Genomic DNA, 15,281 nt, shown 5'->3' with positions numbered 1-15,281 from the left:
ATAATGAATAACCCACTGGAAACATTTGAATCAATAAGAGATTTTTATATTTCGTACCTTGAAACGGCCTTCCGTATTGGTTCATCAGACATACAGACTGAACGGCGAGCGTTACTGGAACAGCAAGGGACATTATGCGCCGATCTATTTCTTGAGCCGATGTCCCGATATCAGAACTATGGCTTAACTATCAGTGAATTACGAAATGATGCTCATGGTCAGACATGGTTGCCAGGGTTTAATGCGCAACAAAGGGCGGCATTCATCGACCTCTGTTTAGGTGGACTTCTGCCCCGCAATAAAACGGATTCAACTAAGGGACGTTTTAATCTTTATACCCATCAACTGGACATGCTGAAAAGAGGGGTACAGCAAGGGAAACCGGGCATTGTCACCTCCGGGACCGGTTCCGGTAAAACCGAATCATTTTTACTGCCGGTTCTGGCACAGATCGCAAAAGAAGCTACCGGCTGGCCGCAAAGCCCGGCGTTGAAGCGCTGGCAACCGTGGTGGCATAAGGAAGCGGATAAACAGCCCAGCTTCATGCGCGAGCATGAAGCCGCTGCTCGTCCGAAAGCGGTACGCGCGCTGATCCTCTACCCGATGAATGCCTTGGTAGAAGATCAACTGGTACGTATGCGACGAGCGCTGGATTCCAGCGAAGCTCATGATGTCATGGATACGCATTTCGGCGGCAACCGGATCTTCTTTGGCCGTTATACCAGCGCAACTAAAGTAACTGGCTGGCTTAAACATCCCCGACTCAGTAAAGAAAAAAATGAGAAAAAGCGCGTAGCTAAAAAAATCACTGAGCTGCGTGAATATATGCAATTAACGGAAGAGACCCATCAGGAGGCGGTACGACAAGCGCAGCAGGACAAGGATAACGAATTATCGTTTAATTTCCCCCGAACCGCTGGCGGAGAGGTTCTCAGCCGCTGGGAAATGCAAAAGACACCGCCCGATATTTTGATCACCAACACCAGCATGCTCTCAACGATGCTGGTTCGCGAGGTGGACGATCCTATTTTTGAGCAAACCCGACAGTGGATTGAGCGCGATCCTGATGCCTATTTTTATCTTATTCTTGACGAACTTCATCTACAGCGAGGAACCGCTGGTACTGAAGTCAGCTACTTGCTTAAACATTTGATCAACCGGCTGGGGCTGGATCAGGAAAAACACCGACACAAATTGCGTATTCTGGCCTCCAGCGCCTCTTTACCCGTTGAAGGGTCTGAAGGTGATCAAAGCGTCGAATATTTATGGGGAATGTTCGGTCAGCGGGGATTACCCGCAGGTGCCTCTTCCAGCGACTGGAGAGAATGTATTATCAAAGGTGACACCCTTCCCCCGGGCAATATGTCTCTTTTCCAAGGGGATCTGGAGGCGTTTTATCACGCAGTGCTTAAGTTACAGCAAGCACCACTTACCTCATTACAATATTGGCAGAATGTCGCCCGCAGCATGGGAATGACAGCCAGTGAAGCCTCTACAGAACAACTGGCGCAACGTGTCGTCTTACAGGCAGCCAACCTGCTTGAAAGTGGCTGCTATACGGACGATCATTCTCCGAGAGCCACATCAATTAAAATGCTTAGTTCACGCATATTTAGCGCTCAACCCAATAGTGAAAAAGCGCTCCGGGCATTAATCTGGTTACGCTCGACTGAGGGAGACTGGCCGCAATGGTTTTCACATGCCTTTCCTGATGATATCGGTGCGCCGCGTTTCCGCGCGCATGCTTTTTTGCGTGCACTAGAAGGGTTATATGCCGCGCCAATTTCCGTCCCCAGCGCTGCATCTGCGCAAGAAATCAATCACCGCTATTTTGGCGATCTTACCATAGAGTCCGGCTTACGTTACGGCAAAGATAAAAAATCGCGACGTGTCGAATTACTTTATTGTGAATGCTGCGGCAATCTCTTCTTGGGCGGTAAACCTTCAGTCTTTTCTGGTGCAGAAAATCGAATTGAACTTTTACCCAACGACCCGGATACGGAACAACTGCCCGAACACGCAAAATCAGTCATGGTAGAACGCCGATCTGCTGAAGAATACGCGTTATTTATGCCTGTCGTCGAACGTTTCTGGCCGAAAGGAAATGAGGAGCTAAAAAGCGACAATGACAATACTTTCGGTACATGGGTAAAAGCCAGTTACGATCCGTATACCGCCACCATTAAGCATCCTGTTCCGTTATTAAAACAGTTGTCAGAAAACTATATTGCGGGCTGGTTCTATGATGTCAAACCCGGTGAATTTTCTACCCCGGAAAGAGGCCAGTCATCCAGCCAGTCACCGGGAACGGCGCTACCTTTTCAGTGTCCGGCATGTGGTACATCCTACAAATACGGCAAAGGTAAGCTTTCCCCAATCCGTAGCTTTCGCGTCGGTTTTTCGAAAACGACACAGCTACTGACCAGCTCGCTAATGGCGGAACTACAGCGATCGGGTAACCGTGAGCAACTTGTAACGTTTTCAGATAGTCGTCAAGATGCCGCAAGGGCGGCGCTCGATCTGGAATCGGGTCATCATGACGACGTCAGACGAGAAATTGTTGTCCATTCGCTACAGTCCATTGCGGCTGATAAACCGTCCCATAACCAACTAAAAATACGCCAGGCAGAGATAGAGAACCGGAACAAAACACTGATTAACCTCAACGTAAGGTCGGATGAGGAAGAGGATGAATTGGATCAACTTGCTGATGAACGAAAGAAAATCAGAGGGTTATTATCAAAGCCTGAAGCTGACAGCATACCTCTGCGTGAAATCCTCGAACCTGAATCACCGGATGCAGGTCAACCGCTTGGCCTGCTGTTAAGGGCGCAGGTAGATGCAGGTATTCACCCTTCCGATCGTACTGGCATCGCGCCTGTTCCCGATCCTGAAAAACATGAAGAAGGCACGCTGACCTTTGCATGGTAACAACTCTTTGAAAAGAACGCGCAGGGGGCGTGGTGCTGGAAGGCGCTTCCATCCTATGAAGACAACCTGCTTGTGGCACGACAGGAGATTTCACGCGATCTGAAACGGCTGGTGGGGGAAAGCGTATTCAGTAAAACCTACTTCGCGCTGGAAGAGTCCGGTTGGGGTTATCCCTGCCTTCCAATTACCGGAAACGACTCACGGGAACATCTCGCGATTTATGACGCAATGTTTCGTGTGTTGGCTGACGCGTACCGGGTTACCCCTTCACAATATACAAAGCCAGAAACCCCATGGAGTTCAGCGCGCGATGTCAATCGTAGAAACCGCCTGTACCGCTTTACGCAGGAGATATGCCAGCGTTCAGGAGGCGAGCCTTTATCTTTAATTGATAATTTTCTCCGGCGACTGGAGCTGGCGGGTCATCAGGGCGGTATTATTGATATTGGCAAAATGCACTTTCGCCTGGCGGAACCTACCGATCGCGTCTGGCGCTGCTCCCGTTGTGGGCGTATACACATGCACACCGGCGCGGGAATCTGTACTCGCTGCTACTCTCCTTTACCAGAAACGCCGTGCAGCGAGGCAAAAACGCTCCAGATGCAACATTATCTTGGCAAACGTCTCTCACATTCTTCTGGTATTCACCGGATGCGCTCAGAGGAACTGACTGGAATGACCGAAAACCCGGCGGCAAGGCTACGCCGGTTTAAAGGTATTCTGATTGCCGACGACGATGATATTTTACCGGAGGGAATGAAAGATTTTGCGCCCGATCGAGACCTTGACCGGGCAGCTCGCGTGGTCGATGTGCTTTCCGTAACCACAACCATGGAAGTGGGAGTGGATATCGGTGATTTACGCGCGGTCTTTCAGGCTAACATGCCTCCACAACGCTTTAATTATCAACAGCGTGTGGGACGTGCCGGACGACGCGGACAGGCGTTTTCATTCGTATTAACCGCGTGTCGCAGCAAGAGTCACGATCTGTTTTACTTCCGCTATCCGGAAAAAATTACCGGTGATCTCCCTCCGCCACCGTTTTTGACCACAAAGCTGGAGATGATCTGCCAGAGACTGGTACGAAAAATCTGGCTGGTGTCGGCATTCAAATGGTTAAGGCAGCAAACGGAAAAAGCAGATCACCCATGGCCGGTTGACGAATACGCGTACACCCCTGATAACCACGGTGAGTTTTTCCCGGTACACTGGCTGAAAGAAAACCAGGCAGAATGGCTGCCAAAAATCCGGCGGGCCATCGAAGCAACCATCCTGGCACGCGATGAATTTGCCCGGACTTGCACGCAGCAAGACCAACATTTATTCCAGAAAATTATTCAGCCTTTGACGCCGGAACAACTGATTCAGGATATTAACGCCGTACTGAACGACAGTGCAATGGAGGCGAAAGGACTGGCAGAAGCGCTGGCGGAACACGGTAAATTTCCAATGTATGGCATGCCGACCCGATCACGCCTGTTGCTGACAAGGCCCGTCAGCACAGGCGAAAAAGAAATCGAATTTGCCAGCATGGATCGCGATCTGGATATTGCGATACAGGAATTTGCCCCCGGAAAAATTCTGGTTCAGGACAAACGACGCTACTTTACGGCAGGTTATAGTGGAATGCTTAAGCAAAGCAGAAAAAATCCACGATCATTTTATTCAAATGCCTGCGAACCGGGTGAACTCAGAACAATGACCGCCTGTCCGGTGTGCAACGTCTGGGCCCCTGCAAACACACTGGCTACAGAATGTACTATCTGCGGCGCCGTTATGGATAACGCGGAACGCTATCAATGCTATGTTCCTTATGGATTTATCACCACGCTGGAACCAAAATCGGCCAAAGAGGATTTTGATCAGATCCTGACTACGGCCAGTCGTGTATCAATAGCAGAAGCCTATACTTTTTCTGCAATGCCACAGCCTGGCGTTAATGTGGCGATACAGCTTCAGCCGCAGACATGTCTGCACCGCCTGAATCGGGGAGTTTACACCGATAAAAAATGGCGTGGTTTCAGCGCAACACAGGGAAGCCTATCGGTCCCTTTCAGAAAGCAAGGGACTTACCAGTCGCTGTGGGCGAACCGGGTTTGGATGGATAGCCAAATCATTGAGACCGATCTGTTAGTTAAAAACCGCTTTACCGATCGAGGGGAAAATCGAAACACATTTTATCTTGCCGCGCCTAAAGTGACTGATCTACTGGCGCTGAGGGTTGCCCAAACCCCGCCGGGTCTCCGGCTACAGTATTCCACGCTTACTCCGGCATTCAGGGCTGCTGCGCTCTCGGCGTCTTTTATCATTGTTAACTATGCATCAAAAGAGCTGCTGGATATTGATCCTGAAGAAATCGAAATTCTGGAACCCCGCGTTCAAATGTTGAAAAACGGTAAATCGGTACCGATTCTGCAAATGGCCGATCGCCTGGTTAATGGTTCAGGATTATGTGAACGGCTACAGCAGAAGGGGGCATCCGGTTCTCTCATTATCCTTGAGGTCATGAAGAATATTTTAAATAACAAAAAGGCCTACCCGCTGGCTGAGTTCCTGCAACCCGAACATCGCGAACGCTGCTTTCAGGGGTGTTATCACTGCCTCCACCGATACGGAAACCAGCCATATCACGGATTGCTGGACTGGCGTCTGGGACTGGATGTTATTCAACTTCTTCTGGATCAAACCTATAACGCCGGGCTGAACGGTGATTTTACATCTCCGGGCGTGTCGGACTGGCCGGAAAATGCCCTACGATTAGCCAAAGAGGCCGCTTCGCTATACAGCGACAGTGACGTAAAAGTGATGGGGAATATACCCGTGATTCGCACCGGGGACGGGCGCTGGGCCGCCGTACTACATCCATTCTGGGATCCCGATGCTGCATTTGCTGCAAACCCCGAACTTGAGGCATTTTCATATGAGGTGGATGTAGACGCGACGAATACTTTTGCATTGTCCCGCCGCATGGGGACTGAAATGGCGAAATTACGGACTCAGGCGTCCTCATCTCAGGAGTGATAATGCAATGAATGAAATGACGCTATCGCGTACTCGTCCGGTGCTTCCTTCCCTGTTGGGGTATTTCGCCGTTTGCCCGGCGAAATACCTGCTGGAAAGTGAAGCTCATTCTTACGCTCGTTTACCGCTGCATCCGGGAGTGATTCTGGGCCAGGTAATACATCAACGCGTCAATTCAGTGATACACAGGGAGGCCGCTTTCGGGAATTATACCCTCAGGCAACTGGAAAATGATTTTACAATCGCGCTGACAGCCAATCGACGCGCCGGGCCGGTAGCAAACTGGATATATGACCGTCACGGCGTTGCCGGGCTGGTGTCGCGCCAAATGCTTGTTACCCAGATCCGCTACGTCAGATCGCTTCTGCCGCCTGTTTTCGTAAAAGGGGTTCCTGCACACGAAAAAACATTACCCGTTGGCCGGGAGGTTATGCTGACCAGCAATGATTTCGATATGCATGGGCGGGCCGACCTCATATATCAGGAGCGACCCGATCGGTTAAACGTAGTTGATTTGAAAACTGGAAAGGTAACAGACGAACAAAACCAGCCGAAAGAAGCTAACCTGTTACAGATCGCGGCCTATGGCATAATGTTAAAAGAGCGAGCACCTGACATGAACATTGGGTTAGTTCTGACGGGGAGCCGTGATAGCTGGGAAGGGACACTGGATACAGACCTGATTGAACGGGTCACTACGATTATCAAAAATATTAATCGACTTTTGCCCCGGAATATCCCACTTTCAGTATATGAGCTGGCTTGTCCTGGCACGTACTGCTCCCATTGTTCCTGCCGTTGCTCGTGCCCGGCTTGGACAGAAAAGCTACGCAAGCAGATGCAACCGTCTCTTTCTGATCTTCAGCATGGCGGAATCGATATCAGCGGAAAATTACTTGAAGCGGAAAGTGACGATCATCTTCTTACGCTGAAGATCCTGCTACCCGATAATTCAGTTGTTAAGGTCTTTCGTGTGCCTTCCAGCACCATTCCAGAACCAACGGAAATAACAGGAAAAAAAATTGCATTGTACGGATTAAACACCTTCAGTGAGACATCAACAGAGTATTTTCCCCGCAACTTCTATGTCATCAACATGCAGGATACGAGAAGATCGGCGTTTCAGTTTCACTGGCAAAGTGAAGGAAAGAATTAAATCTGGGGAAAACGCTTACCTTTGAGTTGGTTAGGGAGAAATGTCTTGACATATTCAAGGAAAGTGGGCCGACGTATGAGCGTGCAATGGAGGCGCTGGCAAGCGCGGGAATTATCAAACTAATCGGTTATTCCAATGCTCGGCGCTCATGCCGGGAATATGTTGTTTCTCAGCGATTTTTTCGTAAATTATTTTGCACCGACAGCGAGGCATACCTTAGCTGTAAGGATTGCTACCGTTATTTGACGGACATTTTCAGCAAGCGTAAACGTTACTCATTTGATGAACTGATTGAGATTGCCATAGGTCATGGGCAGCGTGCCAAACATGAGAAGTCTAAACGTGATATACCTAACGCTGCCTTCAGGAAGTTGATAGTAGGGGGGCTGGAACAATTTTAAGCCGCTTGAAATCAATCTGGATGCATTACTAGATTACTATAACGATAGTCCCACAACGAAGAATAAAGTATTCATTTTCAATTTCCTGTCGCGACTGGCTGAAACAGGTGCGGAGCTGGTGAAAGAGTCACCGTTACGGTGGCTTACATGCAATCGTATAAAGCTCTTTGAGACTGGTATTAGCTTACAAAGTCTGCCATCTTGCATTAGGTGAGCGTGTTTGGCACGTGGCGTCAATTATGACATCTAGGGATGCCAGCTCGTGATAATACGGCATGGGCTGTTGGGTATTGGCATTTCCGCAAAGTCCCTTGTAGTACTGGAAACGAGCTATATCTGCCGGGTGTTGCTTGTTGCTGAAGAGCTGATGAGGTAATTCAGGTTTTCCTGCATATTCAATGCCATGTTTGTTACCCTATTACTTAAATCCAGCATAAGACGCTTGTTGAACCGTGAATTAGGTGAGGTAGAGGCAGGCTATACAAGTACTGAAACGCTAGAAACATCTTCTGAAACCTTTACGGCGAGATTTGGCTTTATTGCTGGATCATTAAGGAGCACAGCTAGAACCAATCGTTACGATAAATATATAACCAATGAAGTAGGGCAACTATCCAATATTACCTACAAAAATGTGGCAACTAGTAAACGCTGGAAGTCGGATTTAATGCGTCGAAAATTTTTGTCGCACATGTTACAGGGTCTGGAAAGTTGGGCGGTTTATGGTTACGCTGTCAGCCATAAGGCCATTTGCGCATTGGATCATGATGGGTTTGTTCATATGAAGAGGTAACTGACTGGGCTCATCCATATCTGTTAATAGAGAAAAAATATCGAAGGGCCATTTAGTTAGCTGGGACTCATCACCGGTTGATAAAATCAGGGGGGATGAAATCTTGCCCAGGGATCAACATAGCCAGATACAAGGAACATCTGCTCTGAGCGATCTGCGGACATCCTGTAGACCAGGTTTTTAGCCTGCTGCGCTAACCGGCAGCTTCGATATGCTCCTTTCTGCCTTTGGGCTGTCGAAAGGGATCTGATGGCTTGATGGCATACATGTGAGACTAAAGATGTAGGGATGCCAACTAATGAATTATGAAAATATTAGGGCACAAACGGAAGCAATAGTATGCGAACCGTCTGCTACTGAATCTATGGTTGGGTGACTTTATACGTGATAAGGCGTTTTATGACTCGCGGAAACTTTAATTTTATAAAATCTAATGTGGCATATTCACAATCCGATAAATCATGGTGGATAGATCTCATAAAAACCGATTGCATCTGGTATGATATGATAATTAATCCTCCCGATGATATCAGAACAAATAAGATAATAAAAAACTATCTCGTCGCCATCGAGAAACATGTGAGGGAAAACTGTGAAAAGAGATTTGTTTATTTCTTAGGTTCAAGAAAGAAAGTGAGATTTTCAATTAAGAGGAAGCCTAGGTATAACCCTTTCACAAAAAATATAGTATTCACTCTATTGATTGGCAAAGAAGAGCGAAAGTTTCGGGTAAAATATTTCTTTCGCAAGTTTACGCAGGATGGGGAAGTAAAAATAATGCCAAATGTTAGAGTGACTGAGAAGTTTCTCTACATTCAACATGAAGATGGAAATTCATTTGTGATTTCAGTCCATGATTTCGTGAAAGAAAATCACATTGATTTAGGAATTCATACGGAAGTGCATTACGTAGGATATACACGTAATCCGCATAAACGTCCTGTTGATTTTATTCATCGTGGCTTATCGAAGATGCTGTATAGTGTTTCAAATGATGATAATGATTTTTTTGTTTATTTTAGCTTATTCAACCCAAGAGTTATATCTCTGAATAATAACTACAATGTGATGTTTAATATTTCAAATTCTCAACTGGATGAGATTGAAGTTGATAATGAAGGTAGAATCATTGAAAACTGTTTCATACGTTACTTTGACCCTAAAATTCAAGATGATGACAAGGAAAGCAAAAAGTCAGATTTAAATAAAATGTTTATGGATTTAGTGAAGAATAAAAAAATTAGAAAAATATCTGTAAATTTACAATATGAAATGAACAATGAGTACTTCTGTTTTTACTCTAAAGTTGTCCCGCCGCAAAATCATCATTTCTTTGTGCTGGATTTTACTGATGACAAGATCAATATTGACAGGGATCAAGATATGACGACTCAGATAGCATTATATATGGAGGGTTAAATATTAACATTTTCGCCTGTTAACCACTTAGCTTCTATTTTTTTTCGCATCAACTACGGAGTGATATTAATGTTCATCGGTAAGGGGTATCAGGAAAATTTATAGTCTGCAGGCGGGTCATGAAATAAATGAAAGACAGTTGTTAGCTATATCCACTCTGAACGGGGAACGCACATTTTCATCGAAAAATAAAATTAATTGCACAGCTCTAGTCTAAATACTACAGAAGTAATGCTAGCATTCTGGTAATCTTAGATGTGACCTGCTCCCTGTTGATTAATACACCGCGATGTGAGTAATGTCTTCATTAGCAACATGGGAGCATCACTGTGAAGAAACGTTATTCCGACGAACATAAAATTTTTTTCTGCCTGGCATTACGGCATTGCATATCAGTGAGTATAGCGGCTCCTTGTTTATTTCTTAGACCGTTATTGTTCTCACCTAAAATGATAATGGAAACGAATTGTACTCATCTTAGACTGCTTTTACATGAGATCATATGAGATAATGTGGAGTAAAAAATCCACGCAGGCGCGTGGATTTTGTGGTTTTTTTTGAACTTCATGAGGTGCTCTGACACCTCATGCGAAAACAAAACTTATTTAGACGTTAAACAAAAAGTTCATCACATCGCCATCTTTGACAATGTACTCTTTACCTTCTGAACGCATCTTGCCCGCTTCTTTCGCGCCTTGCTCGCCCTTGTAAGCGATAAAGTCCTCAAACGCGATGGTCTGCGCGCGGATAAAGCCTTTCTCGAAGTCAGTATGGATCTTGCCTGCCGCCTGTGGCGCGGTGGCGCCAACCGGGATAGTCCAGGCGCGCACTTCTTTCACGCCTGCAGTGAAGTAGGTCTGCAGGTTCAGCAGGGCGTAGCCAGCGCGGATCACGCGGTTCAGGCCCGGCTCTTCCAGACCCAGCTCGGCCATAAACTCGGCGCGATCTTCATCGTCCAGCTCGGCGATATCTGACTCAACGGCGGCGCAGACCGGCACTACGACGGAGCCTTCCGCTTCGGCGATGGCGCGCACCTGATCGAGGTACGGGTTATTCTCGAAACCGTCTTCGTTGACGTTGGCGATATACATGGTCGGCTTCAGCGTCAGGAAGCTCAGATAGCGGATCGCCGCTTTCTCATCGGCGTCCAGCTTCAGCGCGCGCAGCATACCGGCGTTTTCCAGATGGGGCAGGCACTTCTCCAGCGCGGCCAGCTCGACCTTCGCATCTTTGTCGCCGCCTTTAGCTTTCTTCTGCACGCGCTGAATGGCGCGCTCGCAGGTTTCCAGATCGGAGAGCGCCAGCTCGGTGTTGATCACGTCGATATCTTCCGCCGGATCGACTTTGCCCGCGACGTGAATGATATTCTCGTTCTCGAAGCAGCGCACCACGTGGCCGATCGCTTCGGTTTCGCGGATATTGGTCAGGAACTGGTTGCCCAGGCCTTCACCTTTCGACGCGCCTTTCACCAGACCTGCGATATCGACAAACTCCATGGTGGTCGGCACCAGGCGCTGCGGTTTGACGATCTCCGCCAGCTGATCAAGGCGCGGATCCGGCATCGGCACCACGCCGGTGTTGGGCTCAATGGTGCAGAAGGGGAAGTTAGCCGCTTCGATGCCCGCTTTAGTCAGCGCGTTGAACAGGGTGGATTTACCGACGTTCGGCAGGCCCACGATACCGCATTTGAATCCCATGGTTGATTACCCTTCTAACTTGAGGTGCAACGCCTGCTGCAGGCATTGCCGGAAACGAAAAAAAGTTGGCGCATTATACACAGAAATCGCGCGGGCAGGGCGTTTAGCTCGCCTTGAACGCGTGCAGCCGGTTCATCGCCTTCAGGCGATCCTCCTTGAGCCACACTTCGGTACAGCGCGCTGCTTCATCAATCGCGTCGTCGATCAGCTTCTGCTCGCTGGCGGGCGGCTTGCCCAGCACAAATCCCGTCACCTTATTACGGTCGCCCGGATGGCCGATGCCGATGCGCAGGCGGTGAAAGTTATTGTTGTTGCCCAGCTTGCTGATAATGTCCTTCAGGCCGTTATGGCCGCCATGCCCGCCGCCCTGTTTAAATTTCGCGACGCCAGGCGGCAGATCGAGCTCATCGTGCGCCACCAGAATCTCCTCCGGCGCGATGCGGAAAAAGGTCGCCATCGCCGCCACGGCCTTGCCGCTGAGGTTCATAAAGGTGGTCGGCACCAGCAGACGCACATCTTCGCCCGCCAGGCTGATACGCGCGGTATAGCCGAAGAATTTCGCCTCTTCCTTTAGCGACTGATTATGACGCTCCGCCAGTAAATCGAGATACCAGGCGCCCGCGTTATGCCGCGTAGCGGCGTACTCCGCGCCGGGATTGGCCAGGCCCACAATCAGTTTAATGCTGCTCACGATGATTATCCTGCTCAGGTGGTGAAAAGGCGTTAGTGTACTTCGCGGCAGAGCAGAGAACAAACATCGCAAAAAGCGAGTGATTACGTCGCGTGACTAACTATTTTATTCTTTAAATCAAGCTGCTACGCGTAAATTTAGGTCAGCCTTTATTAGTGATTGTGATCCTGGACGCAAATTGTAAGCAGGTCATTGCCTAAACTTATGACAAGTTAACATTATGTGCGGTTTGTTTGGCTTGTTCATATGGACAGAGGTGAGTTATGAAACATCAACATTGTCGACACGCAGGAAACGCCCTGATGATCGTGGGGCTGATTGTGATGGTCTCCAGCATCTTCTTCTCAGTGCTCAACCAGCTGCCAAGCATTCAGATGCCGGCGCTGCTGGCGCAGGGCGCTATCCTCGGTATCTTTATCGGCGCGCTGTTGTGGCTGGCCGGCGCGCGCGTTAGCGGGCGCGAAAAGATCGAAGACCGCTACTTCTGGCACCGTCACTACGACAAGCGCTGCCGCCGCACGCCGCATCACTAACCTGTTGTTCCAGCCATAAAAAAACCGGGCGCATGGCCCGGTTTTTTAGTTAGCGAATCCTTAGTGCTCGAACATCGCCGAGATAGACTCTTCGTTGCTGATGCGACGGATCGCTTCAGCCAGCATGCCCGACAGGGTCAGGGTACGCACGTTCGGCAGCGACTTCATCTCTTCAGACAGCGGGATGGTGTCGCAGACAATCACCTGATCGATAACCGATTTACGCAGGTTCTCAACCGCGTTGCCGGAGAAAATCGGGTGAGTAGCGTAGGCGAAGACGCGTTTCGCGCCGCGCTCTTTCAGCGCTTCCGCCGCTTTGCACAGCGTGCCGCCGGTGTCGATCATATCGTCGACCAGCACGCAGTCGCGGCCTGCCACGTCGCCGATGATATGCATCACCTGAGAAACGTTCGCGCGCGGACGACGTTTATCGATGATAGCCATATCGGTATCGTTAAGCAGTTTGGCGATGGCGCGGGCACGCACAACGCCGCCGATGTCCGGGGAAACCACAATCGGGTTTTCCAGACCAATTTGCAGCATATCTTCCAGCAGGATTGGGCTGCCGAAAACGTTATCAACCGGGACGTCAAAGAAGCCCTGGATTTGCTCGGCGTGAAGATCGACCGTCAGAACGCGATCGACGCCAACGCTGGAAAGGAAATCCGCGACCACTTTAGCGGTAATCGGTACGCGAGCGGAGCGCACGCGGCGGTCCTGACGGGCATAGCCGAAATAGGGAATAACCGCGGTAATACGACCAGCAGAAGCTCGACGCAGCGCGTCGACCATCACAACCAGTTCCATCAGATTATCGTTGGTGGGAGCACAGGTGGACTGGATGATGAAAATATCACCACCGCGTACATTTTCATTAATTTGTACACTCACTTCGCCATCGCTGAAACGGCCCACTGCGGCGTCTCCGAGGCTGGTGTAAAGGCGGTTGGCAATACGTTGTGCTAGTTCCGGGGTGGCGTTACCAGCAAATAGCTTCATATCAGGCACGAGAAGAACCTCAGGCTTGGCGTCCAGAGAATGAACGGCGTTACGGTAACCGGCGCATACCGCAACGCATGTTCATACGGGTGTGTTAATGCACAGCGTGCAGCGTCTGGAACGGGGTGACACTGTCACACATGCGCTTACAGCCCGGAAAGGGTGCGATGCAAAGGCGAGACGTTAACGCCTCGCGCGACAAATCCGCATACCCATTTCGGGGCGAGTTCCAGCACCTGACGAGCGGCTGACTCGGTGTCAAATTCGGCAAACACGCAAGCGCCAGTGCCAGTCAGGCGCGACGGCGCGTATTCTAGCAGCCAGGAAACAAGCTCATCAACCTCGCGAAAACGTTTTCTTACCACTGCCTCACAATCATTGTGAAAAGGTGTCGATAAAAGCGCCGCCAGCGAACGCACCGGCGTATCGCGCGTAAGTTGCGGATCGTTAAACACCAGCGGCGTTGGCACGCTCACGCCAGGATGCGCCACCAGGTACCACTTTTCCGCCGGATCGGCAGGCTGTAGCTGCTCACCGACGCCCTCTGCAAAAGCGGCGAAACCTCTGACGAACACCGGCACGTCCGCACCCAGCTTAATGCCCAGCTCCGCCAGGGTTTCCAGAGAGAAACCGACGCCCCACAGGTGATTGAGCGCCACCAGCACGGTGGCGGCGTTGGAGGAGCCGCCGCCCAGTCCGCCGCCCATCGGCAGCCGCTTCTCAATGGCGATCTGCGCGCCGGCGTCGGCCGGCAGTCGGTTCTGCGCCTGCGCGGCCTGGCGCAGCGCCGTCGCCGCGCGGACGATCAGGTTGTCGTCATGGGCAACCCCCTCGACCGGCGTGGTCAGGCTGACGCGACCGCTGCTGTCCGGGGTGATATGCAGGCTGTCGCCGTAGTCGAGAAACTGAAACAGCGTCTGCAGATTATGGTAACCGTCTGCGCGACGGCCGGTGATATAGAGAAACAGGTTGAGCTTTGCCGGAGCGGGCCAGGTGGTGATCATTGCAGGGTCCAGCTATCCATACGCAGTTTGATGCGCTGGTCGCCTTCGCGCAGCTCCAGATTCGCCGGCAGCGGCGGGGTGGTTTTGCTGTCGTAATCCTGAATGGTGACCTGCCACGTCTGACCGTTGCTGCTGTAGTTCAGGCTCTTGAGCTGGTAACGGCTGTTCAGCTGGTAGTCGCTGGCGTCCCCCGGCAGGCCCATCATCCACTGGCGCAGGTTGGCGAGCGGAATATCCATGCCGGTCAGCTGAGAGATCATCTTCTCCGCGTCGTTGCTGACGTAGCGTTTGCCTTTGTTGTCCACCAGCTGCACGGTGTCGCCCTGGGCATCAAGCTGCAGCTCGGTGCTGCCCAGCGGATTGGTCAGCAGCAGGCGATAGCGGTCCGGGGCGGTCTGCTGCCAGTTAAAGCGCGCGTAGACTTTCTGCTTGTCGGAAAGATAGGCGAAGGCGCCGCGTGTCTGGTAGTGCGTGACTTTCGCCACTTCCTGCTGATGCTGCTGCCACTGCGGCGCGGTCGTGCTCGGGCCAGGGCCCTGAGGTTGATTAACGGCGCAGGCGGTGAGCAGAACGCTCGCCAGCGGCAAAAGGCGCAACATAGTGCGTGGTGAATAGGTCATCACGTGGTCATCTCCT

The 15,281-nt window shown here is 50.3% G+C and carries 12 protein-coding genes; 7 read left to right on the top strand and 5 right to left on the bottom strand.

Annotated features, from left to right (window positions below):
- Positions 1-3: 3 nt before the first annotated feature.
- The 6 genes from LB453_RS13685 to LB453_RS13660 all read left to right on the top strand — a co-directional run bounded on the left by LB453_RS13685 (position 4) and on the right by LB453_RS13660 (position 9,721).
- Entirely contained in the window at positions 4-2,931 is a 2,928-nt protein-coding gene (locus tag LB453_RS13685; RefSeq protein WP_224481442.1) for a DEAD/DEAH box helicase, read from the top strand.
- 72 nt (positions 2,932-3,003) lie between these two features.
- On the top strand, positions 3,004-5,952 hold the full coding sequence (locus tag LB453_RS13680) for a helicase-related protein (protein ID WP_224481441.1): 2,949 nt from the start codon (positions 3,004-3,006) through the stop codon (positions 5,950-5,952).
- Positions 5,953-5,959: 7 nt separating this feature from the next.
- Positions 5,960-7,108, top strand: coding sequence for a PD-(D/E)XK nuclease family protein (locus LB453_RS13675; protein WP_103797510.1), 1,149 nt, complete (start codon positions 5,960-5,962; stop codon positions 7,106-7,108).
- 86 nt (positions 7,109-7,194) lie between these two features.
- Entirely contained in the window at positions 7,195-7,509 is a 315-nt protein-coding gene (locus LB453_RS13670; RefSeq protein ID WP_103797511.1) for a hypothetical protein, read from the top strand.
- 442 nt (positions 7,510-7,951) lie between these two features.
- Positions 7,952-8,302, top strand: a complete 351-nt coding sequence (locus LB453_RS13665) for a hypothetical protein (protein WP_224481440.1) — start codon at positions 7,952-7,954, stop codon at positions 8,300-8,302.
- Positions 8,303-8,701: 399 nt separating this feature from the next.
- Positions 8,702-9,721 (top strand): hypothetical protein, encoded by a 1,020-nt coding sequence (locus LB453_RS13660; RefSeq protein ID WP_103797512.1) that lies wholly within the window; start codon positions 8,702-8,704, stop codon positions 9,719-9,721.
- 605 nt (positions 9,722-10,326) lie between these two features.
- On the opposite strand, the gene ychF is transcribed toward LB453_RS13660, so the two are convergent.
- Both ychF and pth read right to left on the bottom strand, forming a co-directional pair.
- Positions 10,327-11,418 carry a redox-regulated ATPase YchF gene (ychF, locus tag LB453_RS13655; protein ID WP_033789708.1) on the bottom strand — a complete coding sequence of 364 codons (1,092 nt, stop codon included), beginning with the start codon at positions 11,416-11,418 and terminating at the stop codon, positions 10,327-10,329.
- Between the two features lie 103 nt (positions 11,419-11,521).
- The gene (gene pth / locus LB453_RS13650) at positions 11,522-12,109 is read right to left on the bottom strand and encodes an aminoacyl-tRNA hydrolase (protein ID WP_033747682.1); all 588 of its coding nucleotides are present in this window, start codon (positions 12,107-12,109) and stop codon (positions 11,522-11,524) included.
- A 263-nt stretch (positions 12,110-12,372) separates the two neighbouring features.
- Here pth and ychH point away from each other — a divergent pair, with 263 nt between their 5' ends.
- Positions 12,373-12,642, top strand: a complete 270-nt coding sequence (gene ychH, locus LB453_RS13645) for a stress-induced protein YchH (RefSeq protein WP_103797513.1) — start codon at positions 12,373-12,375, stop codon at positions 12,640-12,642.
- A 60-nt stretch (positions 12,643-12,702) separates the two neighbouring features.
- On the opposite strand, the gene prs is transcribed toward ychH, so the two are convergent.
- The 3 genes from prs to lolB all read right to left on the bottom strand — a co-directional run bounded on the left by prs (position 12,703) and on the right by lolB (position 15,265).
- Positions 12,703-13,650: a ribose-phosphate diphosphokinase gene (gene prs, locus LB453_RS13640; RefSeq protein ID WP_006118899.1), complete on the bottom strand. Its 948-nt coding sequence runs from the start codon at positions 13,648-13,650 to the stop codon at positions 12,703-12,705.
- Positions 13,651-13,787: 137 nt separating this feature from the next.
- Positions 13,788-14,645: a 4-(cytidine 5'-diphospho)-2-C-methyl-D-erythritol kinase gene (gene ispE, locus LB453_RS13635; RefSeq protein ID WP_103797514.1), complete on the bottom strand. Its 858-nt coding sequence runs from the start codon at positions 14,643-14,645 to the stop codon at positions 13,788-13,790.
- Complete coding sequence (lolB, locus tag LB453_RS13630) at positions 14,642-15,265, bottom strand: lipoprotein insertase outer membrane protein LolB (RefSeq protein WP_103797515.1); 624 nt, start codon at positions 15,263-15,265, stop codon at positions 14,642-14,644. The genes ispE and lolB overlap by 4 nt, the downstream gene beginning before the upstream one ends.
- Between the last annotated feature and the right edge of the window lie 16 nt (positions 15,266-15,281).

This window comes from Pantoea agglomerans (assembly GCF_020149765.1).
In the GTDB taxonomy this organism is placed as follows: domain Bacteria; phylum Pseudomonadota; class Gammaproteobacteria; order Enterobacterales; family Enterobacteriaceae; genus Pantoea; species Pantoea alvi.
This window is presented reverse-complemented; position numbering and strand designations above follow the sequence as displayed.

Coding starts and splice junctions, on each gene's coding strand:
- ispE (WP_103797514.1), bottom strand. CDS start 14,645: ATGATCACCACCTGGCCCGCTCCGGCAAAGCTCAACCTGTTTCTCTAT.
- ychH (WP_103797513.1), top strand. CDS start 12,373: ATGAAACATCAACATTGTCGACACGCAGGAAACGCCCTGATGATCGTG.
- LB453_RS13670 (WP_103797511.1), top strand. CDS start 7,195: ATGGAGGCGCTGGCAAGCGCGGGAATTATCAAACTAATCGGTTATTCC.
- LB453_RS13675 (WP_103797510.1), top strand. CDS start 5,960: ATGAATGAAATGACGCTATCGCGTACTCGTCCGGTGCTTCCTTCCCTG.
- LB453_RS13660 (WP_103797512.1), top strand. CDS start 8,702: ATGACTCGCGGAAACTTTAATTTTATAAAATCTAATGTGGCATATTCA.
- LB453_RS13685 (WP_224481442.1), top strand. CDS start 4: ATGAATAACCCACTGGAAACATTTGAATCAATAAGAGATTTTTATATT.
- lolB (WP_103797515.1), bottom strand. CDS start 15,265: ATGACCTATTCACCACGCACTATGTTGCGCCTTTTGCCGCTGGCGAGC.
- ychF (WP_033789708.1), bottom strand. CDS start 11,418: ATGGGATTCAAATGCGGTATCGTGGGCCTGCCGAACGTCGGTAAATCC.